Annotated in this window: 23 protein-coding genes; 13 read left to right on the plus strand and 10 right to left on the minus strand. The window is 68.5% G+C overall.

The window, feature by feature from the left end; all coding sequences use genetic code 11:
• Window positions 1-74 precede the first annotated feature (74 nt).
• The 3 genes from AC1DB8_RS06905 to AC1DB8_RS06915 are packed head-to-tail and all read left to right on the plus strand — an operon-like array spanning window position 75 to window position 2,193.
• Window positions 75-782 carry a biotin transporter BioY gene (locus tag AC1DB8_RS06905; RefSeq protein WP_476892570.1) on the plus strand — a complete coding sequence of 236 codons (708 nt, stop codon included), beginning with the start codon at window positions 75-77 and terminating at the stop codon, window positions 780-782.
• The gene (locus tag AC1DB8_RS06910) at window positions 779-1,537 is read left to right on the plus strand and encodes an energy-coupling factor ABC transporter ATP-binding protein (protein WP_476892571.1); all 759 of its coding nucleotides are present in this window, start codon (window positions 779-781) and stop codon (window positions 1,535-1,537) included. Before AC1DB8_RS06905 ends, AC1DB8_RS06910 begins: the two co-directional genes overlap by 4 nt.
• On the plus strand, window positions 1,534-2,193 hold the full coding sequence (locus AC1DB8_RS06915) for an energy-coupling factor transporter transmembrane component T family protein (protein ID WP_476892572.1): 660 nt from the start codon (window positions 1,534-1,536) through the stop codon (window positions 2,191-2,193). Before AC1DB8_RS06910 ends, AC1DB8_RS06915 begins: the two co-directional genes overlap by 4 nt.
• A gap of 286 nt (window positions 2,194-2,479) precedes the next feature.
• On the opposite strand, the gene AC1DB8_RS06920 is transcribed toward AC1DB8_RS06915, so the two are convergent.
• Together AC1DB8_RS06920 and AC1DB8_RS06925 are read right to left on the minus strand one after the other, a co-directional pair.
• Entirely contained in the window at window positions 2,480-3,751 is a 1,272-nt protein-coding gene (locus AC1DB8_RS06920) for a thiolase family protein (protein ID WP_476892573.1), read from the minus strand.
• Window positions 3,723-5,165: a class I adenylate-forming enzyme family protein gene (locus AC1DB8_RS06925; protein ID WP_476892574.1), complete on the minus strand. Its 1,443-nt coding sequence runs from the start codon at window positions 5,163-5,165 to the stop codon at window positions 3,723-3,725. Before AC1DB8_RS06925 ends, AC1DB8_RS06920 begins: the two co-directional genes overlap by 29 nt.
• Window positions 5,166-5,223: 58 nt before the next feature.
• Here AC1DB8_RS06925 and ypfJ point away from each other — a divergent pair, with 58 nt between their 5' ends.
• Window positions 5,224-6,108, plus strand: coding sequence for a KPN_02809 family neutral zinc metallopeptidase (gene ypfJ, locus AC1DB8_RS06930; protein WP_476892575.1), 885 nt, complete (start codon window positions 5,224-5,226; stop codon window positions 6,106-6,108).
• A gap of 141 nt (window positions 6,109-6,249) precedes the next feature.
• On the opposite strand, the gene AC1DB8_RS06935 is transcribed toward ypfJ, so the two are convergent.
• The 6 genes from AC1DB8_RS06935 to AC1DB8_RS06960 all read right to left on the minus strand — a co-directional run bounded on the left by AC1DB8_RS06935 (window position 6,250) and on the right by AC1DB8_RS06960 (window position 11,489).
• Window positions 6,250-6,582 carry a metal-sulfur cluster assembly factor gene (locus AC1DB8_RS06935; protein WP_138769377.1) on the minus strand — a complete coding sequence of 111 codons (333 nt, stop codon included), beginning with the start codon at window positions 6,580-6,582 and terminating at the stop codon, window positions 6,250-6,252.
• Window positions 6,583-6,595: 13 nt separating this feature from the next.
• Window positions 6,596-7,393 carry a Fe-S cluster assembly ATPase SufC gene (sufC, locus tag AC1DB8_RS06940; RefSeq protein ID WP_476892576.1) on the minus strand — a complete coding sequence of 266 codons (798 nt, stop codon included), beginning with the start codon at window positions 7,391-7,393 and terminating at the stop codon, window positions 6,596-6,598.
• Between the two features lie 113 nt (window positions 7,394-7,506).
• The gene (locus tag AC1DB8_RS06945; protein WP_476892577.1) at window positions 7,507-7,866 is read right to left on the minus strand and encodes a non-heme iron oxygenase ferredoxin subunit; all 360 of its coding nucleotides are present in this window, start codon (window positions 7,864-7,866) and stop codon (window positions 7,507-7,509) included.
• A 31-nt stretch (window positions 7,867-7,897) separates the two neighbouring features.
• Entirely contained in the window at window positions 7,898-9,184 is a 1,287-nt protein-coding gene (gene sufD / locus AC1DB8_RS06950; RefSeq protein WP_476892578.1) for a Fe-S cluster assembly protein SufD, read from the minus strand.
• Complete coding sequence (gene sufB, locus AC1DB8_RS06955) at window positions 9,184-10,647, minus strand: Fe-S cluster assembly protein SufB (RefSeq protein ID WP_441418696.1); 1,464 nt, start codon at window positions 10,645-10,647, stop codon at window positions 9,184-9,186. The genes sufD and sufB overlap by 1 nt, the downstream gene beginning before the upstream one ends.
• Window positions 10,647-11,489 carry a helix-turn-helix transcriptional regulator gene (locus AC1DB8_RS06960; protein WP_476892579.1) on the minus strand — a complete coding sequence of 281 codons (843 nt, stop codon included), beginning with the start codon at window positions 11,487-11,489 and terminating at the stop codon, window positions 10,647-10,649. Before AC1DB8_RS06960 ends, sufB begins: the two co-directional genes overlap by 1 nt.
• Window positions 11,490-11,603: 114 nt before the next feature.
• Here AC1DB8_RS06960 and AC1DB8_RS06965 point away from each other — a divergent pair, with 114 nt between their 5' ends.
• The 3 genes from AC1DB8_RS06965 to AC1DB8_RS06975 are packed head-to-tail and all read left to right on the plus strand — an operon-like array spanning window position 11,604 to window position 14,297.
• Window positions 11,604-12,569: an ABC transporter ATP-binding protein gene (locus tag AC1DB8_RS06965; protein ID WP_441418694.1), complete on the plus strand. Its 966-nt coding sequence runs from the start codon at window positions 11,604-11,606 to the stop codon at window positions 12,567-12,569.
• A complete protein-coding gene (locus AC1DB8_RS06970) occupies window positions 12,566-13,345 on the plus strand; it encodes an ABC transporter permease (protein ID WP_476892580.1) in 780 nt (259 codons plus the stop codon). Before AC1DB8_RS06965 ends, AC1DB8_RS06970 begins: the two co-directional genes overlap by 4 nt.
• Window positions 13,346-13,352: 7 nt before the next feature.
• Window positions 13,353-14,297 carry a COX15/CtaA family protein gene (locus AC1DB8_RS06975; protein WP_441418692.1) on the plus strand — a complete coding sequence of 315 codons (945 nt, stop codon included), beginning with the start codon at window positions 13,353-13,355 and terminating at the stop codon, window positions 14,295-14,297.
• A gap of 117 nt (window positions 14,298-14,414) precedes the next feature.
• Here AC1DB8_RS06975 and AC1DB8_RS06980 read toward each other — a convergent pair whose 3' ends face one another.
• A complete protein-coding gene (locus AC1DB8_RS06980) occupies window positions 14,415-15,377 on the minus strand; it encodes a heme o synthase (RefSeq protein ID WP_476892581.1) in 963 nt (320 codons plus the stop codon).
• A gap of 518 nt (window positions 15,378-15,895) precedes the next feature.
• Between AC1DB8_RS06980 and tkt the strand changes: the two genes are divergently transcribed.
• The 6 genes from tkt to pgl all read left to right on the plus strand — a co-directional run bounded on the left by tkt (window position 15,896) and on the right by pgl (window position 24,192).
• Window positions 15,896-18,013, plus strand: a complete 2,118-nt coding sequence (tkt, locus tag AC1DB8_RS06985) for a transketolase (protein ID WP_476892582.1) — start codon at window positions 15,896-15,898, stop codon at window positions 18,011-18,013.
• Window positions 18,014-18,081: 68 nt separating this feature from the next.
• Complete coding sequence (gene tal / locus AC1DB8_RS06990; protein WP_441418691.1) at window positions 18,082-19,212, plus strand: transaldolase; 1,131 nt, start codon at window positions 18,082-18,084, stop codon at window positions 19,210-19,212.
• A gap of 6 nt (window positions 19,213-19,218) precedes the next feature.
• A complete protein-coding gene (locus AC1DB8_RS06995; RefSeq protein WP_476892583.1) occupies window positions 19,219-20,868 on the plus strand; it encodes a glucose-6-phosphate isomerase in 1,650 nt (549 codons plus the stop codon).
• A gap of 15 nt (window positions 20,869-20,883) precedes the next feature.
• On the plus strand, window positions 20,884-22,446 hold the full coding sequence (zwf, locus tag AC1DB8_RS07000; RefSeq protein ID WP_441418689.1) for a glucose-6-phosphate dehydrogenase: 1,563 nt from the start codon (window positions 20,884-20,886) through the stop codon (window positions 22,444-22,446).
• Window positions 22,443-23,384, plus strand: coding sequence for a glucose-6-phosphate dehydrogenase assembly protein OpcA (locus AC1DB8_RS07005; RefSeq protein ID WP_441418688.1), 942 nt, complete (start codon window positions 22,443-22,445; stop codon window positions 23,382-23,384). The genes zwf and AC1DB8_RS07005 overlap by 4 nt, the downstream gene beginning before the upstream one ends.
• Entirely contained in the window at window positions 23,374-24,192 is an 819-nt protein-coding gene (gene pgl / locus AC1DB8_RS07010) for a 6-phosphogluconolactonase (RefSeq protein ID WP_476892584.1), read from the plus strand. Before AC1DB8_RS07005 ends, pgl begins: the two co-directional genes overlap by 11 nt.
• Here the strand turns inward: pgl and AC1DB8_RS07015 are convergent.
• On the minus strand, window positions 24,145-24,537 hold the full coding sequence (locus AC1DB8_RS07015; RefSeq protein WP_476892585.1) for an RNA polymerase-binding protein RbpA: 393 nt from the start codon (window positions 24,535-24,537) through the stop codon (window positions 24,145-24,147). The two genes, pgl and AC1DB8_RS07015, sit on opposite strands and share 48 nt — an antisense overlap.
• Window positions 24,538-24,604 lie beyond the last annotated feature (67 nt).

Below are 24,604 nucleotides of genomic sequence, written 5' to 3' on the forward strand. Positions count from 1 at the left end.
GGTTGCCGCGGCCGTATCGTCGGAAGTAGGACCCCGGCCCCACCACTCGACTCCACCACTCGACAGGAAACAGCATGAGCAACACCGACAATTCCGTCACCAACACCGCCCCGGCGGCAAGCCATGGCAGCACCGCCCCGGCGGCCCCGCGCCAGAGCCGCCGACGCCGCTGGGACGCGACCGACCTCGCACTGATCGCGGTGTTCGCGGCGATCATCGCGGGTTCTGCCCTGATTGCCGCAATCCCCGTGGGCGGGCTTGGTGTGCCGATCACCCTGCAGACTCTCGCCGTGATGCTCACCGGACTGGCGCTCGGTCCGGGCCGCGCCTTCGCTGCCGTGGGCCTGTACCTCCTGCTGGGCTTCGCCGGGCTGCCGATCTTCAGCGGCGGGCGCAGCGGGCTGGGTGTCCTGGCGGGACCCTCGGCCGGCTACATCTTCGGCTTCCTGCTGGCCGCCACGGCCGTCGGCGCCCTGACCGTCGTCGTGCTGCGCCGCACGGGGGCGCACTCCGCCAAGGTCCGGTCTGTGCTGCTCTTCTGTGCCGCCATGGTCAGTAGCATCGTCTTTGTCCACGGGCTGGGCATCCTCGGCATGATGGTCAATGCCAAGCTCAGTCTCTCCGCGGCCTTCCTCGCCGATCTGGCCTTCTACCCGGGCGACGTCATCAAAAACATCCTCGCCGTGACGGTCGCGTTGACGCTGCATAAGGCGTTCCCTGACCTGCTGATCCGCCGGATCCGCCGCGTGGACTTGGCCGGCGAGGCAGACGGACGCGCATGAGTATTGTCCTGGACGGTGCGGCCGTCCGGGTAGCCGTCGACGGCCGCCCGGAGCCCAAGACCCTGCTTGAGCCGGTGTCCCTGACGCTGGCTGAACGCCGGATCGGCGTCATCGGGGCGAACGGCTCGGGCAAATCCACGCTGCTCCGGATGCTTAACGGCCTCGTCGCACCGAGCTCCGGCGCGGTGGCGGTGGCAGGTTTCGACACGGTCCGGGATGTCCGCGCTGTCCGCCGCCGCGTCGGCTTCGTCTTCACCGATCCGCTCTCGCAACTCGTGATGCCGACCGGTCGCGAAGACGTCGAATTATCGCTGCGCCGCTCGGTGCGGAACGCCGGGGAACGGCGTGCCCTCGCGGAGGCCTGCCTCGAACGGTTCGGGCTGCTGGGGCTGGCGGACCAGAGCGTGTACGAGCTCTCCGGCGGCGAACGGCAGCTTGTCGCCCTCGCTGCGGTGCTGGCCGTGAACCCGGACATCCTGGTACTGGACGAGCCTTCCACCCTGCTGGACCTGCGGAACCGGGAACTGCTGCGCCGCACCCTGGCGGCGCTGGACCAGCAGATCGTCCTGTCGACCCACGACCTCGACCTCGCGCTCGATCTGGACCGGGTGCTGGTGGTGGACGACGGCAAGATCGTGTTCGACGGCGGGGCGGCCGCCGCCGTCGCGCACTACCGCGTGCTCTGCGCGGCGGAACCCGCCGGGGTGCGGGGCGCCGGCGTGCGGGAAGCCGGCGGGGGGACGGCGCAGCCGTGAGGGGCCATGGCTTCCTGCTCGCCAACTATGTACCGGGCACCTCGCTGGTGCACCGGACTCCCCTGTGGCTGAAGTTCTTGCTGGTACTGGCGTGCGGGATGGGATCGTTTCTCGTTGCGGACTGGGCCGCGGCGGCAGCTGGACTCGCCTTGCTGTGCGGGGTATTCCTGCTCAGCGGGGCAGGTGCCCGCAGGCTGTTCCGGGCTGTCCGGCCGATCCTGCCCGTGCTGGCTGTGATCGGCGTGTTCCAGTGGTGGCAGCTGGGCGGCCCGGTCGCCGTGCGGATTGTGTTGAACGTTTTGGTCTGCGTGGTGGCGGCGGCAATCCTGACGGCCACCACGCAGGTCCAGTCGCTGTTGGACGGTGTAGCCTCGCTGGCGCGGCCCTTTCGCCGGCTCGGCGCCGATCCCGAGCGGTTCGCCCTGACAATTGCCATCATGCTGCGCAGCATCCCGTTCATCGCCGGCGCCTACGCCGATGTGCGCGATTCGGCACGGGCCCGCGGCCTGGAACGGAACCCGCGTGCATTGGTGCTGCCGGTCTTCATCACTACGGTGGCATTCGCCCGGCAAACCGGCGATGCCCTGGCGGCGCGCGGTTTGGGTGAGGCTGACGATGGGGAGGACCGGGAGGATCCGGACGGCCTAGCGGCCTGAGACGACCGGGCCGGGGCAGGTTTCGTGCCGCGGCTTGAAGCACTGGGCATGCCCCCTGCTGAGGCCCGCGACGGCGCATGCCCATTCCTCGTCCTGCGCACTGGACATGTGACCACTATGTCCACTCCCCGCAGCCAGGAACGGGCATGTCCGGCAGGGTTGGCGCACCGGGCATGCCCCCTGCCGAGGCCCACCACGGCGCATGCCCATTCCTCGTCCTGCGCACTGGACATGTGACCACTATGTCCAGTCCTCGCAGCCAGGAACGGGCATGCCCGGCAGGGCGCTACCGGAGCGAGCGGTACTCGAACAGTGCAGCAGTCCCCATCCCGCCAGCGATGCTGATCATGGCCAGGGCCAGTCGGCCATCCACGGCCTCCCGGCGGGCCTGGGCCAGCAACCTGGACACGAGCACCGCGCCGGACGCCCCGTAGGCGTGCCCCAGGGCAAGGGCGCCGCCGTCGAGGTTCGCGCGTTCCGAGTCGATGCCCAGCTGGTCGAGGCATGCCAGGGTCTGGGATGCGAACGCCTCGTTGAACTCGATCAGCCCGAGATCCCCGGCCGCGACGCCGGAAACCGTAAGCAGGCGTTCAGCGGCGGCCGCCGCGCCCATCCCCAGCAGCGCCGGCTCCACGCCCGCGGTGTCCGTCCCGAGGACCAGGAGGCCGTCCCGTGCGCCGAGTTGGCGCGCCCGGGCCAGCGAGGTGATCACGACGGCGGCGGCCCCGTCCGCGTCGAAGCAGGAGTTGCCGGCTGTCACGGTCCCGCCGGGAACGAACGCGGCAGGGAACCGGGCCAGCAACGCCGGGGTCAGCGAGCGGCGTGGGCCGTCATCGCAGCCCACGGGACCATCGGGCCCGGGCAGCGCGACGGTCTCGGTTTCGAAGGTTCCGGCCGCCGCGGCGTCGAGGGCGCGACGGTGGCTGCGCAGCGCGAAGTCGTCCTGCCGTTGCCGCTCAATACCATGGCGGACGGCGACGTTCTCGGCGGCCACCCCCATGTCCGGGTCGCCGATGCTGCCGGGGGCGAACTGGGCGCGGCTGAAGAACTGCGGCTCGCCGTCAGCGCCGCGCCTGGCCCGCAGTGGTGCGGTGCTGATGCTCTCCACCCCGCCGGCGAGATACACGCTGCCGCCGCCGGAACCCCCGCCGAATTGGCCGCCGGACGCGACGAGCCGGGATGCCAGCACGATCGCGTCGAGGCCGGACCCGCACTGCCGGTCCACGGTCAGTCCCGGAACGCCCACGGCCAGCCCGGCCTCGAGGGCCGCCAGCCGGGCGACATTGCCGCCGCCGCCCACCGCGTTCCCGACCACGACATCCGTCACCTGGTCCGGTGCAACACCCGAGTCGGCCAGCAGTCGGTGCAGTACCGGCGCCAGCAGTTCGTGGGCGGGCAGCGTCTTCAGGGCTCCGTGGGCGCGGCAGAGCGGGGTCCGCAGGGCAGCGATGATGACGGGCTGCCGGTCCTCCGGCAACAGACCGCCCCGGCGCCGTGCAGGCGAAGGCGTCCGGGAAGGCAACGGATCCTCAGCCAAGGCGCCGGACACGAGGATCATTCCGGGCGATCCACTCAAGCAGCAGCGGCCGGCTGGGCTTGCCGCGATCGGTGAGGGGCAGCTCGGTCAATGCGTAGTAGTCCAGCGGACGTTTGCTCCGGACCAGGACATCCTCGACGCCGGCCTTCAGCTGCGTGCCCGTCAGGCCGCCGTGGGACGGCAGTACCGCGGCCACGACGCGCTGGCCGCGAAGGTCGTCCGGCTGCCCGGCGGCCATGGCGGCGGCGACACCCGGTACGGACGCGAGGGCGAGTTCAACCTCGTGCGGGTACACGTTGGTCCCCGCCGTGACAATCATGTCCGAACGGCGCCCCAGCAAATGCAGGGTTCCGTCGGACAGGTAGCCCCGGTCCCCCACAGTGTGCCAGCCGTCGAAGCACTGCAGCGCCGTGCCGTCGTCGCCCCACAGGTAGCCCTCGCTGACCATGCCGCTGCGCACGCAGACGTTGCCGTCGTATCCGTCAGGAACCGCGGCGCCGCCGTCGTCGAGAATCCTGATCTCGACGCCGGGAAACGGACCGCCGATTCCCGTGCCGTTCGCCGTCCCGCCGAACGCTCTCAAGCTGGACGCCGGGGCCTCGCCCGGCCGGAGTCCTGCGCCGGCGACGAAACTGAGCTCCGCGGCGCCGTAGTACTCGAAGATCGTCGCGTTCGGCGCCCAGCGGCGGGCGGCCTCCAGGGTGCGCGCGTCGAGCTTGGAGCCGGCGCAGATGATGCTCCGCAGGCCGGAGGCATCCACGCCGCCGGCCAGGCCGCGCTCACTGAGAAGCCGCAGCATGGTCGGTACCAGGACCAGCCGGGTGATGCCGTCATGGCTGACCGCGGTGTGTGCGTCGCCGACGTCGAACTGCTCGAGGGTGTGGAATTCAGAGCCGGCATACAGGCATTCGGCAAGCGCATAAAGATTGAGGCTGGCGGCAAGCGGTCCGGGTGCGAGCGTCCGGTCCTCGGGCCCCAGGCCAAAAAACTCGACCGAAGACTCGAAGGACAGCCGCCAGGAGCGCCGCGAGCGGGTGAACGCCTTGGGCAGCGCAGTTGTGCCGGAGGTGAGCCCGATCAGGAAAGGCGACTCAGGTGACCCGTCCTCGAGTTCGCTGCCCAGGCCGGCCCCCTGGCCGGTGCCGTCAGCGGGAACGGCTTCCGCGATCCGGGCCGTGATGGCGTCCAGGAGCTGCTGCGGCCAGGTGGGGTCCAGCACGGCGCAGCGGCGGCCGGCCGCGACGGCCGCCGCGAAGGCGACCGCAAAATCCGTGGAGTTGCGCTCGGCCAGCACCGTGACGGCCGGCGTCACCGGGACGAGCGCAGCCGCCGCGTTCCGCAGTTCGGACCAGCTCAGGCGTTTTCCGGCCACGACGACGGCGGTGCCGTCGGGGCGCTCATCGGCCCAACGCTGGAGTCTGTCAAGAAAAGGCATCGGATCAACTTTACCGGGCAGCGGGGTCCCGGCCGCCGGGAGAGGATATTGTGACAGCATGAGTTTCAATGACAACGTGCAACTGGACCCGTCGCAGGTCCAGAGCCGTGGCGGCATGGGCCGCGGCACCAAAATCGGCGGCGGGATCGGCGGCGGCATTGTGCTGCTGTTGGCCGCGCTGTTCGGCATCAATCCGCAGCTCCTGGAGGGCCTGGCCGGCACTACCCAGGACCAGACACAGAGCCAAAGCACCGCGCCGGCCTGCAAGACCGGCGCCGACGCCGACGCCCGCCTGGAGTGCCGGATCGTGGGCACGGTCAACAGCCTGAATGCCTTCTGGCCGGATTATCTGGCGCAGTACAACAAGAAGTACCCGCAGCCGGAGACGGTCCTGTTCCGCGGCGCCACCAACACCGGCTGCGGCAACGCCACCTCGGAGGTCGGCCCGTTCTACTGCCCCGCCGACCAGACGGCGTACTTCGATCCGGGCTTCTTCCAGGAACTCGTGGACCGCTTCGGATCTTCGGGCGGCCCGCTGGCGCAGGAGTACGTGGTGGCCCACGAGTTCGGCCACCATATCCAGAATGTCCTCGGCACCATCGACCGCGCCCAGCAGGATCCCCAGGGTCCGCAGTCCGGCGCGGTGCGGGTGGAGCTCCAGGCCGACTGCTATGCGGGCCTGTGGGTCCGCTACGCCACCACCACCAAGGACCCGAAGAGCGGTCAGCCGTTCCTGGAACCGCTCAAGACGCAGGACCTGCAGGACGCCCTGTCCGCAGCCTCCTCCGTGGGCGACGACCGGATCCAGAAGGCAGCCACCGGGCGGGTTTCGCCGGAGTCCTGGACCCACGGCTCCAGCGCGCAGCGGCAGAAATGGTTCTACCAGGGTTACAAGACCGGCGACATCAATCAGTGCGACACCTTTAAGGTCGCGACCCCGTAACCCCGTAACCCGATCGACTGCTCCGAAACCGCCGTTGTGGGCCTCCAAATGGGCCGTTGCGGAGCACTCGATGTCATCGCGGCAGAGAAAACGACGGCGGGCCCACCTCCAAGAGGTGGGCCCGCCGTCGTTGTGGGGATCCTAGATGTTGAAGCCCAGGGCCCGCATCTGGTCGCGGCCGTCTTCGGTGATCCGCTCCGGACCCCATGGCGGCATCCACACCCAGTTCAGCCGCCAGTCGTCGACAATGCCGTCCAGGGCCTTGCCTACCTGCTCCTCGATCACGTCGGTGAGGGGGCAGGCCGCCGTGGTGAGCGTCATGTCGATCAGCAGGGCGCCGTCGTCGTCTGAGTACTTCAGGCCGTAGAGCAGGCCCAGGTCAACGATGTTCACGCCCAGCTCCGGGTCGATCACATCCTTGAGTGCCTCTTCGACATCCTCGAGGCCCGTGCGGGCCATATTGATTTCGGTCATGGCGTAGTCCTAACTAGGCCTGTGCTGCGGCGTCGGCGGCAGCGACGGCGGCGGCTCCGGCGCCCGGGAGGTAGCGGTCGTAGCCTTCTTCTTCAAGGCGGTCGGCCAGCTCCGGGCCGCCCTCTTCGACAACCTTGCCGTCCACGAACACGTGCACGAATTCCGGCTTGATGTAGCGCAGGATCCGGGTGTAGTGGGTGATCAGCAGGGTGCCCATGTTGCCCTCGGCGTGGGCGCGGTTGACGCCCTCGGAGACGACCTTGAGCGCGTCGACATCCAGGCCGGAGTCGGTCTCGTCGAGGATGGCGAACTTCGGCTTGAAGAGCTCCAGCTGGAGGATCTCCACGCGCTTCTTCTCGCCGCCGGAGAAGCCCTCGTTGACGTTGCGCTGGGTGAAGTCGGCGTCGATGCGCAGCTGGGCCATGGCAGCCTTGACGTCCTTGGTCCAAGTGCGGAGCTTCGGGGCTTCGCCGTCAATGGCGGTCTTGGCGGTGCGCAGGAAGTTGGTCATGCTGACGCCGGGAACCTCGACCGGGTACTGCATGGCCAGGAACAGGCCGGCGCGGGCGCGCTCGTCAACGCTCATCGCGAGGACGTCTTCGCCGTCAAGCGTGATGGTGCCGCTCGTGACGTTGTAGCGCGGGTGCCCGGCGATGGTGGAGGCCAGGGTGGACTTGCCTGAGCCGTTGGGACCCATGATGGCGTGCGTCTGGCCGGTCTTGATGGTCAGGCTGACGCCCTTCAGGATTTCCTTGGTGCCCTGCTCGGTGTCAATGCTGACGTGCAGGTCCTTGATCTCAAGAGTAGACATGTGTCTTGTTCTCCTCTGCACCCCCGCCTCGGCGGCGGTGCGTTTTCTCGTCGATAAGTTTTTGTGGTGCTGGTTGCCGGCCCGGCCGGGACAAGCGTGGCTTGCCCCGGCGGTCAGCTGAAGTTCGGAGCTTCGGCGCCGTTCAGGATGGTGCTGACGTCTACGTAGACGTCGTCGCCCTGAATGGTCACGGCGAAGACAGGCACGGGATCGTAGGCGGGCAGCTGGAGCGGCTGGCCGCTGCGCAGGTCGAACTGTGAGCCGTGGCCCCAGCATTCGATCTTGCAGCCTTCCACTTCACCCTCGGAGAGCGAGATGTCTGCATGCGAGCAGGTATCGCCGATGGCGTGGATCTCCCCCATCGAGTCCTTGACGACCGCTACCGGGTAGTCATCGATCAGGATCCGCAGCGCCTGCTTGACCTGGATCTCGCTGGCGTTGCAGACCAGCTCGCCCCTTGGCTGTTCCGTCATGTTCGTTGTCCGTCTTCCCTAGTGCCGTGCACTAGTTTTCCGTGGCGGCGAGCTCGCGCTCGACGGCGGCCGTGAGGCGCTCTTCGATGGCGGGGACCTTGATCTGCTGGATGATCTCGTTCAGGAAGCCGCGGACCACCAGTCGGCGGGCCACCTTTTCCGGAATGCCGCGGGCCATCAGGTAGAACAGGTGCTCGTCGTCGAAGCGGCCGGTGGCGCTGGCGTGGCCGGCGCCGGCGATCAGGCCGGTTTCAATCTCAAGGTTCGGCACGGAATCCGCGCGGGCACCGTCGGTGAGGACCAGGTTGCGGTTGGCCTCGTAGGTGTCGGTGCCTTCTGCTTCCTTGCGGATCAGGACGTCGCCCACCCAGACGGTGTGCGCGTTCCGGCCCTGCAGGGCGCCCTTGTAGAGCACGTTGGACTTGCAGTTGGCGACGGCGTGGTCCACGAAGAGGCGCTGCTCGAGGTGCTGGCCGGCGTCCGCGAAGTAGAGGCCGAACATTTCCGCTTCGGCGCCGGGGGCGGTGAAGCGGGTCGACGGCGTGACACGGACCAGGTCGCCGCCGAGGCTGACGACGATGTGCTTGAACTTGGCGTCGCGGCCGAGCTTCGCCTGCTGGGAGGAGGCGTGCACGGCGTCGTCGTTCCATTCCTGGAGGGAGATGACGGTGAGCTGCGCGCCGTCCTCGACCAGGATCTCGACGTTTTCCGCGACGACGGCGGTGCCCTGGTGGTCTAGCACAACAACGGCCTTGGAGAACTTCTCCGCGATGATCACAACGTGCTGCGCGGAGGCCCCGGTGCCCTGGCCGGTCAGGACTACGCTGACCTCGCCCTCGGCCTGGACCTCGGCGGGAACCGTGATGACGGTGGCCTCGGTGAAGTTCTCCCAGGCGTTCGCGGAGACCCGATCCTCGGGGATGGCGGCGGAGCCGATGCGGGCATCGTCCCGGCCGACGGTCTCGATCCGGACGCTGTCCGGGCCGGTGACGGCCACGGACGGTGCCGCGCCGCTGAGGACGTCGGTGTGCAGGCCGCGGAGGCGCTTGAGCGGGGTGAACCGCCAGTCTTCCTCCATGCCGGTCAGCGGCTTGAAGTCCGCCAGCTTGTACGAGGTCAGGCGGCCGGCGCGTGAGCTGTCCGGGACGCCGACGCCGCCGCCGTGCGAGTGGCGCTTGACGGCTTCGCCGGCCAGCGGCGACTTGGACTCCGCGGCGTTCAGCGGTGAAAGGCTCTCGCCTTCCTCGGTGAAACCGTTGATGAACGGCTGGGCTGAGGGCGCGCCGATGCGGGCCTTTTCAGTAGTGATGTCAGTCATTAACCGACCGATCCTTCCATCTGCAGTTCAATCAGGCGGTTCAGCTCGAGGGCGTATTCCATCGGCAGTTCGCGGGCAATCGGCTCGATGAAGCCGCGGACGATCATCGCCATGGCCTCGTCTTCGCGCATGCCGCGGGACATCAGGTAGAACAGCTGTTCTTCGCTGACCCGCGAGACCGTGGCCTCGTGGCCCATGGTGACGTCGTCCTCGCGGATGTCGATGTACGGGTACGTGTCCGAGCGGCTGATGGTGTCCACCAGCAGCGCGTCACAGCGGACCGTGTTGGCCGAGTGCTTGGCGCCTTCGCGGACCTGGACCAGGCCGCGGTAGGCAGCCCGGCCGCCGCCGCGGGCCACGGACTTGGAGATGATCGAGCTCTTGGTGTTGGGCGCGATGTGGACCATCTTGGAGCCGGTGTCCTGGTGCTGGCCTTCGCCGGCGAACGCGATCGAGAGGGTCTCGCCCTTGGCGCCTTCGCCCACGAGGTAGACGGCCGGGTACTTCATGGTGACCTTGGAGCCGATGTTGCCATCGATCCACTCCATGGTGGCGCCCTCTTCGCAGATGGCGCGCTTGGTGACCAGGTTGTACACGTTGTTGGACCAGTTCTGGATGGTCGTGTAGCGGACGCGGGCACCCTTCTTCACGATGATCTCCACGACGGCGGAGTGCAGCGAGTCCGAGGTGTAGATCGGCGCGGTGCAGCCCTCGATGTAGTGGACGTAGGAGTCCTCGTCCGCGATGATCAGGGTGCGCTCGAACTGGCCCATGTTTTCCGTGTTGATGCGGAAGTAGGCCTGCAGCGGGATGTCCACGTGGACGCCCTTGGGCACGTAGACGAAGGAGCCGCCGGACCAGACCGCCGTGTTCAGCGAGGCGAACTTGTTATCGCCCACCGGGATGATGGTGCCGAAGTACTCCTGGAAGATTTCCGGGTGCTCGCGCAGCGCGGTGTCCGTGTCCAGGAAGATGACGCCCTGGGCTTCCAGGTCCTCGCGGATCTGGTGGTAGACGACCTCGGACTCGTACTGGGCGGCGACGCCGGAGACGAGGCGGCTGCGCTCGGCTTCCGGGATGCCCAGCTTCTCGTAGGTGTTCCGGATGTCCTCGGGCAGGTCCTCCCAGGTGGCGGCCTGCTTCTCCGTGGAGCGCACGAAGTACTTGATGTTGTCGAAGTCGATGCCGGACAGGTCCGCACCCCAGGTGGGCATGGGCTTGCGGTCGAAGTACTTAAGGCCTTTCAGGCGCAGGTCCAGCATCCATTCCGGCTCGTTCTTTTTGCCCGAGATGTCACGTACGACGTCCTCATCGATACCACGGCGTGCGTTGGCGCCGACGTCGTTCTTGTCGGCCCAGCCGTATTCGTAGGTTCCGATTCCGTGGAGCTCGGGATTCTTTTCCAGAATCTCCGAGATCACAGTGGATTCAGCAACCTTCTTCTCTGATAGTTGGTCCGTCATCACGGCCTTTCTTGCAGATGGTTGGATACTTCGTCCGGGTTGCCCGGGCCCGCGGGGCTGGGAGCCCCGACGGCGGCCGGACGGCCCGTAGGTATGTGGGTGGTGCAAACATGGCCGCCGCGCGCCAGGGTGGAGAGCCTGCGCACATCGACGCCGACCAGCCGGGAGAACAGTTCGGTCTCCACGTCGCAGAACACCGGGAACTGCGCGGCGAGCTGCTGGATGGGGCAGTGGCCCTGGCAGAGCTGGACGCTGGAAAGGGCGGCCGGCAGCGGCGCCTTGGCCTCGATTGACTGCGCCGAGGCGACAAAACCGTCGCGGCTCAACGCCTCGGACAAGGCCTGCGCGCGGGCCGTGATATCGGTTCCCGCCCGCTCGATTTCCGGCGCGTAGCGGCGTTCCATTTCGGCGAAACGCTCGACGGCGAACTCCCGTACCGCGTCCTCGCCGGCCATTTCGCCGAGCCGCCGCAGCGCGGAGCTGGCGATGTCGAGGTAGTCGTTGCCGAGCGTGGACTGGCCCTGCGAGCTGAGCACGTAGCGGCGCGCCGGGCGCCCCGCGCCGGCGCCTGCACGGGCCGCGCGCTTGACTTCGATCACGCCGTGACGTGAGAGGTGGTCCAGGTGACGTCGAACCGCCGCCGGAGTGAAACCGAGCAGCTCGCCGAGCTCCGCGGCGCTGATCGGACCGTGTTCGAGCACAGCCGCCAAGACTCGGTCCCGGGTGCGTTCCTCCGCGTCGGCAGCCATCGCCGCAGGCATTGCTGCGGGAACAGCCTCGCCTTCGGCAGGCTCGGCCGACTCCGCGCGCACGGCAGGCGCGGCAGAAGTAGTTGGGCTCATGGAATACACAACACAATCATGTCGTAATTTACTCCCCCGATCCAGTAAGGCATGGCTTTCCTGGCGCTGGCTCCGGATCGGGGCCGCGCCTACTACATCGCGTAGAATGCTTTGGTGCGATCTCCCGAATCCCCCGCCCTGACAATCAGCGGGCTCATCAAGGATGTTGGTCCGCTGCCCAGCCTTGACGGCAAAATGCTGCGGGTGGTCAGTGGCGTCTCCCTCGTTGCCGAGCGCGGCCAGGTGACCGCCCTGCTGGGGGCCAACGGGGCTGGTAAGACCACCACCATCGAATGCGCCCAGGGCCTGCAGAAACGGTCCGGCGGCAGCATCAGCCTGCTCGGCCAGGATCCGGACACGGCCGGGGCGGAGCTGCGCGCCCGCGTCGGCGTCATGCTCCAGGACGGCGGCCTGCCGCCGTCGGCCCGCCCGATCCCGCTGCTCAGGCACATCGCCGGGATGTACCAGGACCCGTGGCCGGTGGACGAACTCGTGGCGCGCCTGGGCATCGACGCTTTCAGCCGGACCTCCGTTCGGCGACTCTCCGGCGGCCAAAAACAGCGCCTCGCCCTGGCCGCAGCCCTGGTGGGCCGCCCCGAAGTGCTTTTCCTCGATGAGCCCAGCGCCGGCCTGGACCCGCAGTCCCGCCAGTTGGTCTTTGAGCTAATCGCCGAACTACGGGACCGCGGCATGGCCATCATCCTCACGACCCACCTCATGGACGACGCCCAGCGCCTGGCCGACTACGTCTACATCATCGACGCCGGCCGGAACGTCGCCGAAGGCACCGTAGCGCAGTTGCTGCGGCACGAACTGGCGGCCGCCGGCGAACAGCACATCCGGACGCTGCATTTCGAAGCGGAGCCCGGACTGGACCTGGCCGGCGTCCTGCCCGCCGACGTCGACATCCGCGAGACGCGCGCCGGAAGCTACAGCGCCACCGGTGCGCTCACGCCCGCCGACCTCGCCGCCGTCACGGCCTGGTGGGCGGACCGCGGCATAATGCCGGCCTCCATGAGCCTGGCCGCCCGCAGCCTCGAGGACGTCTTCCTCGACATCTCCGGAAGGGAGATCCGATGAGCTCCGCCCCCGCCACCGCCGGCACCCCGCTGGGCAGCGCCCCCGCTCCCCTGCTGCGCCGGATCCTGCTGCAGGGCAAGTATGAGACCGTCACCATGATCCGTAACGGCGAACAGCTGATCCTCGCGATCATCCTGCCGTTGCTGGCCCTCGTGGGCCTGACCGTTACTCCCCTGCTGGACGGCCTTGGTTCCAGCAGGATCAACACCGCCGTGCCGGGCATCCTCGCCCTCTGCGCCATGTCCACGGCGTTCACCGGCCAAGGCATCGCCACGGGATTCGACCGCCGCTACGGGGTGCTGCGTTTCCTCTCCACCACACCGCTGGGCCGCGCGGGCCTGATCCTGGGCAAGGTGCTCGCGGTGCTGGCGGTGCTGCTGCTTCAAGTGCTGGTGGTCGCAGCGGTCGCCCTGCCCCTGGGCTGGCGGCCGTCGGCGCCGGGGCTGCTCCCGGGCTTGCTGCTGCTGGTCCTCGGCGCCGCTGCCTTCACCGCCCTGGGCCTGCTGGTGGCCGGCACGGTCCGGCCGGAGGCCACGCTGGCGATCACCAACCTGCTGTGGATCCTGCTGGGCGCCCTCGGCGGCATCGTCATCCCGGCCGAGCGCCTCCCCGCTCTCGCCCAGGCGATTGTGCACTTCCTTCCCTCCGGCGCGCTGGGCCAGGCGCTGCGGGATGCTTTCCTGCACGGCAGCGTCAATCTCGCCGCCGTCTTTGTCCTGCTGCTCTGGACGGCCATTGCCGGCGCCGCAGCAACCCGTTGGTTCAAGTGGAATTGAGAAAACTGTGAGTACGGCATCCCGCCCTTCCCGGATCGTGTCCCGGATTTCCTCCCGGCTGCCCGTCACCGTCGACAAGACCGTCCGCCGGCTGGCCGTGCTGTCCCTGATCGGCCAGACCGTGCTGGTGGTGACCGGCGGCGCCGTCCGCCTCACCGCTTCCGGCCTGGGCTGCCCCACCTGGCCGCGCTGTACCGACAGTTCGCTCGTGAACACCCCGGAGATGGGCATCCACGGCATCATCGAGTTCGGCAACCGGCTCCTGACGTTCGCGCTGGCCGCCGTCGCAGTCGCGATGCTGGTGTACCTGTGGAACCTGCGCAAGGAACGCCGGGACCTTTTCCTACTGGCCCTCGGCCTGCTGGCCAGCATCCCGGCCCAGGCTGTCATCGGCGGCATCACCGTCCTCACCCAGCTGAATCCGTGGGTGGTGGGCCTGCACTTCCTGGTCTCGATGGCACTCGTGGTTCTCGCGACCCTGCTGGTCAACCGGGCCTACGGCAGGACCGGCAAGTTCCGCACCAGCCAGCTCCCCGCGCTGCCGGGCGCCGCACGCCCCGTGCTGACCGCCGTCGCGCTGATCTCGGCCGTAGCCGTGTGCCTCGGCGTCGTGGTGACCGGTGCGGGCCCGCACGCCGGCGACGCGAACGCGCCGCGCAACAACCTGGACTGGGACCTGTTCTCGCACATCCATGCGGTCCCTGCCTACCTCGTCACCGCGGGGGCCCTGTTCGGCGTCGTCCTGGTGTTCCGCGGCCGCATCACCGGCCCGTTCCGCACGGCGGTGTTCCTGCTCCTGGGCGTCACCGTGCTGCAGGCGGTCATTGGCTTCACGCAGTACTACAACGGCATCCCGGCCCTGCTCGTTGCCGCCCACATGCTCGGCGCGGCCCTTCTGATGAGCGCGTCCACCAACGCCGCCGACATCGCGCGCAGCAGCCCGCTGAAGTAGCACCCCCTCCGGCAGCAGCCGCCTGAACCACAAACGCGCCGGTCACCCGCCGCCCATCCGGAAGACCGGAGCGGGCGGCAGGTGACCGGCGCGTTGTTTGTTGCGGGAGACTTCTGCTTAGCCGCCGACGATGGCGGACCCGATGAACGGGTCGACAGCCAGGGCGATGAAAAGCAGGGTGAGGTAGCTGATCGAGCCGTGGAAGACCTTCATGGCGCCCTTGTTGGAGACGTCGCCGCCCTGTGCCCGGTTGTAGAGGGCATGCGACTCGTACAGGAACCAGGCCCCCGCGGCGACGGCGGTGACGGTGTACACCCATCCGGCCCCGCCGACCGGGATCAGCAGCAACGAGCAGACAACCATGGCCCACGCGTAGAGAACCACCTGCACGGAGACGACCTTGGCGCCGGCGATCGCGCCAAGCATAGGCACGTTGGCGTTGCGGTAGTCCTCGCCGTAGCGCATGGACAGCGGCCAGTAGTGCGGCGGCGTCCAGAGGAAGATCACCATAAAGAGCACGACGGCGGGCCATTCCACCGTGTTGGTCACGGCGGCCCAGGCGATCAGCACCGGGAAGCAGCCCGCGGCGCCGCCCCAGACGATGTTCTGCGCGGTGCGGCGCTTCAGGATCATGGTGTAGATCACGACGTAGAACACGATGGCGCCGAGGCCCAGCCACGCCGAGAGCGGGTTGGCACCGAACCAGAGGATCGCGATGGCGGCGGCGCCGAGGAGCCAGGAAAACACCAGCGCTTCCCGCGGCGTGACCTCGCCCGTAACCAGCGGCCGGTTCTCCGTCCGGTGCATCAACTTGTCGATGTCCCGATCGATGTAGCAGTTGAAGGAGCCCGCGCTGCCGGCAGCAAAGGCGCCGCCCACGAGGGTCGCCAGGATCAGGCCCAGGGACGGGAAGCCGCGCTCGGCGTAGATCATGGTGGGCAGGGTGCTGACCAGCAGGAGTTCGATCACCCGGGGTTTCGTGAGCGCCAGGTAGGCCTTGGCTTTGCGGCCGAAGCCGATTCGACCCGGGGCCGGGGAGGCGTTAAGCGGCGTATCTGTTGTGCTCACGGTGGCAGTCACTCTGTTCTGTCTGGCTGTTCAGTCCGGCTGGTCGCCGCAGTACGTCCTAGATCCGGCGCACTGCGTTCGGAGGGGGTCCACGCGCAGCGCACAGGCATGTCCTCGCCCCCGTTGGTAGCCACGCACCATCATACCGTGGCGGCACCCGCGTCCGGGTCCTCCGGAAACCCGCTGGAATTCCGCCAGGTTAACGCAGCCTCACCGCCGCGGCGGCACGCGGTGATTCATATAAGCCGAAAACCGGTCCAATTCGTGAGATGTACGCTACCCGGCAGGTGGAATGGGGCTAAGCTGTCTGACAGATCAGCACGCACGGGCGGCTGCCCCCAACGGCGCTCCCTGCCTCTGCGCATGCGACTAAATGATAGATCAACGTTTCGATGGTGAACGGCTGGTACGAACCGCAGCGGGCACCGAACTGTGCCCCCGGCGGAATGCCCTCAGCGGGAAAGCTCCCAGAGGGAAAACCCGTACCACCGGCCGTCAGCACAGAGAGGGGCCCGGTTTACGTGCCACATTTGGAAGAGCAAGAACTGTCATGGACTCATCTGGACCAGCGTGCCGTGGACACCGTCCGGGTACTCGCGGCGGATGCGGTGGAGAAGGTCGGCAACGGCCACCCCGGCACGGCCATGAGCCTGGCCCCGGCCGCCTACCTGCTCTTCCAGAAATTGATGCGCCACGATCCGGCGAACCCGGACTGGCTGGGACGTGACCGGTTTGTCCTGTCCCCCGGCCACACGTCCCTGACGCTTTACATCCAGCTCTTCCTCTCCGGTTACGGCCTGGAGCTGAAGGACCTCGAGGCGCTGCGGACCTGGGGATCGCTGACCCCGGGACACCCGGAGTACAAGCACACCGCCGGCGTGGAAATCACCACCGGCCCGCTCGGCCAGGGCCTGGCATCCGCCGTCGGCTTCGCTTACTCCCAGCGCCGGATGCGCGGGCTGTTCGACGCCGACGCCGCCGAGGGCACCAGCCCGTTCGACCACACCATCTGGGTGATCGCTTCCGACGGCGACCTGCAGGAAGGCGTCACGTCCGAGGCTTCCTCGCTCGCCGGCCACCAGGAATTGGGCAATCTCGTGGTGATCTACGACGAGAACCACATCAGCATCGAGGACGACACCGACGTCGCGTTCACCGAGGACGTCCTGGCCCGGTACGAGGCCTACGGCTGGCACACCCAGCGGGTCGACTGGACCCGGACCGGAGAGTACAAGGAGGACGTGCCCGAGCTGCACGCCGCCCTGCTCGCCGCGAAGGCCGAGACGGGCAAACCCTCCATCATCTCGCTGCGCACCATCATCGGGTGGCCGGCGCCGAAGAAGCAGAACACCGGCAAGATCCACGGCTCGGCCCTCGGCGCCGAGGAAGTCGCGGGCCTGAAGAAGGTCCTCGGCTTCGACCCGGAGCGCAGCTTCCAGGTCGACGACGAGGTCCTGGCCCACACCCGCGAGGCGCAGTCCCGCGGCGCCGCGGCACGGACCGAGTGGCTGGCGTCCTTCGAGGCCTGGCAGTCGGCCAACCCCGAGGCGGCCGTCCTGCTGGAGCGCGTTGAAGCCCGGAAGCTTCCGGCCGAACTCGATGCCGCCCTGCCGGTCTTCGAAGCCGGCAAGGACGTCTCCACCCGCGCCGCGTCCGGCAAGGTCCTGAACGCGATCGGCCCGGTCATGCCCGAGCTGTGGGGCGGCTCCGCCGACCTCGCCGAATCCAACAACACCACGATCGAGGGCTCTCCCTCGTTCATCCCCGCCTCCCGGCAGACCGAGGCATGGAAGGGCAACCCCTACGGCCGGGTGCTGCACTTCGGCATCCGCGAACACGCCGCGGCGTCGATCGTGAACGGGATCAGCCTGCACGGGGCGACCCGGGCGTTCTCCGGCACGTTCCTGATCTTCTCGGACTACCAGCGCCCGGCGATCCGGCTCGGCGCCCTGATGGGCGTCCCGTCCCTGTATGTCTGGACGCACGACTCGATCGGCCTCGGCGAGGACGGCCCGACCCACCAGCCGGTGGAACAGCTCGCCTCGCTCCGGGCGATCCCGGGCCTGGACGTCGTGCGCCCCGGCGACGCGAACGAGGTCGCGGCGGCCTGGAAGGTCATGCTCGAGAACCATGAGAACCCGGCCGGCATTGTGCTGACCCGGCAGAACATCCCCACCTATGCCCGCGGGACTTCCGATGCCGAGGCAGACACCTTCGCCTCGACGGCCGGTGTCGCCAAGGGCGGCTACGTGCTGGCCGAAGCGTCCGCCAACGGCCAGAGCACCGAGGCGCAGGTCATCCTGATCGGCACCGGCTCCGAGATCCAGCTCGCCGTGGCCGCCCGCGAGGCCCTGCAGGCCGAAGGCATCCCCACCCGGGTGGTCTCCATGCCGTGCGTGGAATGGTTCAACAAGCAGGACGCCGCCTACCGCGAGGCAGTGCTCCCCGCCAACGTCAAGGCACGCGTCTCCGTCGAAGCCGGGCTCGCCCTGGGCTGGAAGGAGTTCGTCGGCGACGCCGGCCGCTCCATCAGCCTCGAGCACTTCGGCGCGTCGGCCGACTACAAGCGCCTGTTCCAGGAATTCGGCATCACCGCCGAGGCCGTGACCGCCGCCGCCAAGGAATCCCTCGCCGGCCTCACGGCCTGATCCCAACTTCACGCTTTCCGGGCCGCCGCCCCACCAACGGCGGCGGCCCCAGACTTCAGGAGTTACACATGAACACCACCCCCACCGCTACCCCCACGCAGCAGCTCTCCGACGCCGGCGTCTCCATCTGGCTCGATGACCTCTCCCGCGGCCGCCTCGCCACCGGCACGCTGCGCAAGCTGATCGAAGAGAAGAACGTCGTCGGTGTCACCACGAACCCGAGCATCTTCCACGCTGCCATCACCACGGGCACCGACTACGACGCCAAAATCAAGGAAATGGCAGCCGCCGGCGCCAGCGTCGAGGAGACCGTCTTCGCGATCACCACCACCGACGTCGCCGACGCCTGCGATCTGTTCGCCCCCGTGGCCGCCGCGACGAACGGCGTCGACGGCCGCGTCTCGATCGAGGTGGACCCGCGCCTCGCCTGGGACACCGCCGGCACCATCACCGAGGCCAAGGAACTCTACGGCCAGGTCAACAAGGACAACGTCCTGATCAAGATCCCCGCCACGATTGAAGGCCTCGAGGCCATCACCGCCACCCTGGCAAGCGGCATCAGCGTCAACGTGACCCTGATCTTCTCGCTCGAGCGCTACCGCGCCGTGATCAACGCGTTCCAGAGCGGGCTCGAACAGGCCAAGGAGAACGGCCACGACCTGTCCAAGATTCACTCCGTCGCGTCGTTCTTCGTCTCCCGCGTGGACTCCGAAATCGACAAGCGCCTCGACGCGATCGGCACGGACGAAGCCAAAGCCCTCAAGGGCAAGGCCGGCCTGGCCAACGCCCGCCTGGCCTACCAGGTCTACGAGGAGCTCTTCTCCACCGAGCGCTGGGCCCTGCTCGCCGAAGCCGGCGCCCGTCCGCAGCGCCCGCTGTGGGCCTCCACCGGCGTCAAGGATCCGGCCTACCCGGACACCCTGTACGTGACCGAGCTCGTCGCCCCCGGCGTTGTTAACACCATGCCGGAAAAGACCCTCGACGCCACCTACGACCACGGCGCCATCACCGGCGACACGGTCACCCGCGGCTACGACGACGCGAACGCGACCCTCAACGCGCTCGACGCACTGGGCATTTCCTACAACGAAGTCGTCGCCGTGCTCGAGTCCGAAGGCCTCGACAAGTTTGTGGCAAGCTGGAAGGAACTGCTGGCCGACGTCGAGGTCGCCCTCGCCGCTGCACGGAAGGACGCATAGTCCCCCATGACCACTCTCAGCTACGACGCCACGGGCGCCGCCCGCCAGGCGCATGAACAGCACCTGCCCGCCCTGCTGGAGGACCGGGTCGCCACCCGGATCTTCGCCAAGGACGCCACCCTGTGGGGTCCCGACGCCGAAGCCGAGGCCGCGGTCCGGCTCGGCTGGGTGGAGGCCGCCACCGTCTCCCAGCCGCTCGTGGCGGACGTCCTGGCCCTCCGCGACGCGCTCCGCGCCGAAGGCGTGACCCGGATTGTCCTGTGCGGCATGGGCGGTTCCTCGCTGGCCCCCGAGGTCATCGCCGGAACCGCCGGCGTCGGGCTGACGGTGCTGGACAGCACCGATCCCGAGCAGGTTGGCGCCGCCCTGGCAGACCGGCTCGAGCAGACCGCCATCGTGGTCTCCTCGAAGTCCGGCTCCACGCTGGAGACCGACTCGCAGCGCCGCGTCTTCGAGCATGCCTTCACCGAGGCCGGGCTCGACGCGAAGAGCCGGATCGTCATCGTCACGGACCCGGGATCGCCGCTGGACAAGGCCTCACGCGAAGCCGGCTACCGCGCCGTGTTCAACGCCGACCCCAACGTCGGCGGCCGGTACTCGGCACTGACTGCCTTCGGGCTGGTGCCGTGCGGACTGGCCGGCGTGGACATCCAGGCCTTCCTGGACGAAGCTGAAGAGACCGCCGAGATCCTCAATGACGACAGCGAGGAGAACATCGGCCTCGCCCTCGGCGCCGCGCTGGGCGGCACCAACCCGCTGCGCGACAAGATCGTGATCGCCGAGGACGGCTCCGGGATCGTAGGGTTCGCCGACTGGGCCGAACAGCTCATCGCCGAGTCCACCGGCAAGCTCGGCACCGGCGTGTTGCCGGTCGTCGCCGGTCCGGACGCGCCGGAGGTCACGGGCGGCGCCGCGGACGTGCTGGTGATCCGGCTGGTGGCAGCCGACGCCGACGTCGAACTGGGCGACAACGAGTCGGCCATCGCCGGCGGCCTCGCGGCGCAGATGATGACGTGGGAGTTCGCCACCGCCGTCGCGGGACGGCTGCTGGGCATCAACCCCTTCGACCAGCCCGACGTCGAGGCCGCCAAGGTCGCAGCACGCGGCCTGCTGGATGCGCAGCCCGAACCGACGCCGGCCAACTTCACCGACGGCGCGATCGAGGTCCGCGGCGGCACCTGGCTGGGCGACGCCGGCACCGCGGCCGAAGCGGTCAGCGCGTTGTTGGGCCAGCTTGGTACGGACGGCTACCTCAGCGTCCAGGCCTACTTCGACCGGCTCAACTACGCACCGCTCGAAGGCATCCGGGACGAACTGGCCGCCCTCAGCGGCCGCCCCGTCACCTTCGGCTGGGGACCGAGGTTCCTGCACTCCACCGGGCAGTTCCACAAGGGCGGCCCGGCGATCGGCGTGTTCCTGCAGGTCACCGCGGCCTCCGCGACGGACCTGCCCATCCCGGAACGCCCGTTCAGCTTCGGTGAGCTGATCTCCGCCCAGGCCGCCGGCGATGCGCAGGTCCTCAGCGAACACGGCCGGCCCGTGCTCCGGCTCCACCTCACGGACCGTGCCTCCGGCGTCCGCCAGTTGCAGCAGCTTGTCTCCTCGCTGGCCGGCACTTCATTTGCTGGCCGCCCAGCGTCCTCCACCGAAAGCTAAGGCACCACAGCAACCATGCCACTCTCGCAAAACGGCAGCCCTAAGTCCGCGGGCCGGGGGCGCAATCCGCTCCGGGACCCGCGGGACCGCCGGCTGAACCGCATCGCCGGCCCCTCCTCCTTGGTTCTCTTCGGCGTTACCGGTGACCTCGCCCGCAAGAAACTCATGCCGGCCGTCTACGACCTCGCCAACCGCGGGCTCCTGCCCCCGAGCTTCGCCCTCGTCGGGTTTGCCCGGCGGCAGTGGGAGAACGAGGACTTCGCCGCCGAGGTGAAGGAATCGGTCAAAAACTACGCCCGCACACCCTTCGACGAAACGGTGTGGAAGCAGCTCTCCGAGGGCATCCGCTTCGTGCAGGGCGAGTTCGACGATGACGACGCCTTCGAGCGGCTTAGCGAAACCATCGACGAACTCGACGAGCAGCGTGGCACCCGCGGCAACCACGCCTTCTACCTCTCCATCCCGCCGAAGGCCTTCGAACTGGTTTGCCGGCAGCTCTCCAAGCACGGCCTCGCCCAGGCCGAGGGCGACAAGTGGCGCCGCGTCGTGATCGAGAAGCCGTTCGGGCACGACCTCGAGTCGGCCCGGCAGCTCAACGACATCGTGGAATCGGTGTTCCCGCCCGATGCAGTCTTCCGGATCGACCACTACCTCGGCAAAGAGACGGTCCAGAACATCCTGGCCCTGCGCTTCGCCAACCAGCTGTTCGAACCGTTGTGGAACGCCAACTACGTGGACCACGTCCAGATCACCATGGCGGAGGACATCGGCACGGGCGGCCGCGCCGGGTACTACGACGGCGTGGGCGCTGCCCGCGACGTCATCCAGAACCACCTGCTGCAGCTGCTTGCCCTGACCGCCATGGAGGAACCGATCTCCTTCAACGCGGACGACCTCCGCGCCGAGAAGGAAAAGGTCCTGGCCGCGGTCCGGCTGCCGGAGGACCTCTCCACGCACTCGGCGCGCGGACAGTTCGCCGGCGGCTGGCAGGGCGGTGAGCAGGTCCAGGGCTACCTGGAGGAGGAAGGCATCCCCGCCGACTCCACGACCGAGACGTTCGCCGCGATCCGGGTGGACATCAACACCCGGCGCTGGAGCGGCGTGCCGTTCTACCTGCGGGCCGGCAAGCGGCTGGGGCGGCGGGTGACGGAGATCGCCGTCGTGTTCAAGCGCGCGCCCAACCTGCTCTTCCGTGACCACGGCGAGGACGACTTCGGCCAGAACGCCGTCGTCATCCGGGTGCAGCCCGATGAGGGCGCCACCATCCGCTTTGGCTCCAAGGTCCCCGGCACCCAGATGGAAGTCCGCGATGTCACGATGGACTTCGGGTACGGCCATTCCTTCACCGAGTCCAGTCCCGAGGCCTACGAACGGCTCATCCTGGACGTGCTCCTTGGCGAGCCGCCGCTGTTCCCGCGGCACCAGGAGGTGGAGCTGTCCTGGAAGATCCTGGACCCGTTCGAGGACTACTGGGCCAGCCTGAACGAACAGCCGGAGCCCTACGCCCCCGGAAGCTGGGGTCCCGCCTCCGCCGATGAACTGCTCGCCCGCGACGGACGGACCTGGAGAAGGCCATGATCGTAGATCTTCCCGACACAACAACCTCCAAGATCTCCAAGAAGATCATGGCGCTGCGCGAACAGGGCGGCGTGATCGCCCTGGGCCGCGTGCTGACCCTCGTGGTGGTGACCAAGTCCGGCCTCGAAGAGGAAGCCATCGAGGCCGCCAACGAAGCCAGCCGGGAACACCCCTGCCGGATCATCGTCCTCGCCGACGCCGGCGCCTCGGCGCCCACCCGGCTGGACGCGCAGATCCGGGTGGGCGGCGACGCCGGCGCCTCCGAGGTCATCCTGCTCCGCGGCTACGGCGAACTCGCGGAGGAAAGCGAATCCCTCGTGGCCGCGCTGCTCCTTCCGGATGCCCCGATCGTGGCCTGGTGGCCGCACGGTGCGCCCCGGAATGCCTGCGAGACGTCGATCGGCCGGATCGCGCACCGCCGCATCACCGACTCCGCAAACGAGCCGGACCCGTTGGCGGCGCTGGACAATCTCCGCAGCACCTACAAGGCCGGCGACACCGACCTGGCCTGGACCCGCCTGACCAACTGGCGGATCCAGCTGGCGGCAGTCCTGGACCAAGTGGACTCCTCGCCGGTCACCGCCGTCGCTGTCGAAGGCGCCTCGGACTCCCCCAGCACCCTGCTGCTCGCGGCATGGCTCACGCTGGCGCTGGACGCCCCGGTGACCATCGTCGCCGATCCGGCCGGCACCGGGATCCGGCGCGTGCGGCTGACCCGCACCGGCGGCGACGTGCAGCTGTTCCGACCCGGACTCACCGTGGCGGAATTGACCCAGCCGGGCCAGCCTGCCCAGCGCATCTCCTTGCCGCGCCGCAGCCTCAAGGACTGCCTGGCTGAGGAGCTCCGGCGCCTGGACCCGGACGAAGTCTTCGGTGAAGTGATTACTATTGGACTGCCACGTACCAACCTAAGGAGTGTCCGTCCCAGTGAGCGCTGACCCCAGAGTAAGCATCCATCCTGACTCGACCGTCCTGATGGCGGCGATCGCGGCACGCCTGATCACCAAGCTTGTGGACATCCAGGACAAGCACGGCGAGGCAACGGTGGTGCTTACCGGCGGCACGATGGGGATCGGCTCGCTCAAGGCGGTCGCCGAGTCGCCGGCCGCACAGGCGGTGGACTGGTCCAAGGTCAACTTCTGGTGGGGCGACGAACGCTTCGTCGGCTCGGACGACGCCGACCGCAACGCCCGCCAGGCGCACGAGGCACTGCTCTCGCACATCAACGTGGACCCCTCGCGCGTCCACGTCCCGGGCTCGACGGACGACTTCGGAACCCCTGAAGAAGCAGCGGCGGACTACGCGCGGCGGCTTGCCGAGGCGGCTGCGGCCGAGCACGCCGCCGATATGTCCGATGACCGTCCGGAGGAGCCCGGCGCCTTGCCGCGGCTGGACATCGTGCTACTGGGCGTCGGCCCGGACGCGCACGTGGCGTCCTTGTTCCCGGAGCAGGCCGGCATCCGGGAGAAGGAGTTGACCGTCGTCGGGGTCCGCAACTCCCCCAAGCCGCCGCCGGCCCGGCTCTCCCTCACGCTGCCGACGATCAACACCGCGAACGAGGTGTGGATGGTGGTGGCCGGCGATGACAAGGCCGGCGCCGTGGGCTTGGCCCTGGCCGGAGCCAACCCGGTGCAGGTGCCGGCGGCAGGGCCCCGTGGCCGGTTCCAGACGCTGTGGCTGATCGACGAGGACGCAGCCTCACGCGTCCCCGAGCAGCTCGTCCGGAAGGGCGCGTCGGGCGCGTAGCCGTTCAAGCGCTCCAGCCAGCACGTCTTCGGCGTCCTGGCTGGAGCGCCTTTCTTTAACGTACTCGAGGTGGCTCTTGAAACCCTCGGCGGGTTCGTCCTCCAGCGCGAAGCGGGACTCGTCCCGGGTGGCTGCTCCGCCGCAGCGGCGGCAGTCCCACACCCCGGGGATTTGCTCCTCAGGGAGCTTGGCGAACACGAGCGCTGTCTCGTGGCCTTTCGCGCACCGGTAGGTGACGCAGATCCGGGGCTGCGCCGCGCCCCCGTCGAGGGGCTCATGGCGGGCCGGGGCTCCGGCGATGGCACCGACGCGGATGCCCCTGAATCCGGAAGCAGAATGCAGCATCGGGAACTCCTGGCTACTCGGCTGGTGGATTGGCTTGCCAGCGACAGTGTAGTTCGGAGTTCCCGAT

The sequence above is a fragment of the Arthrobacter sp. 10N410 genome, assembly GCF_056394945.1.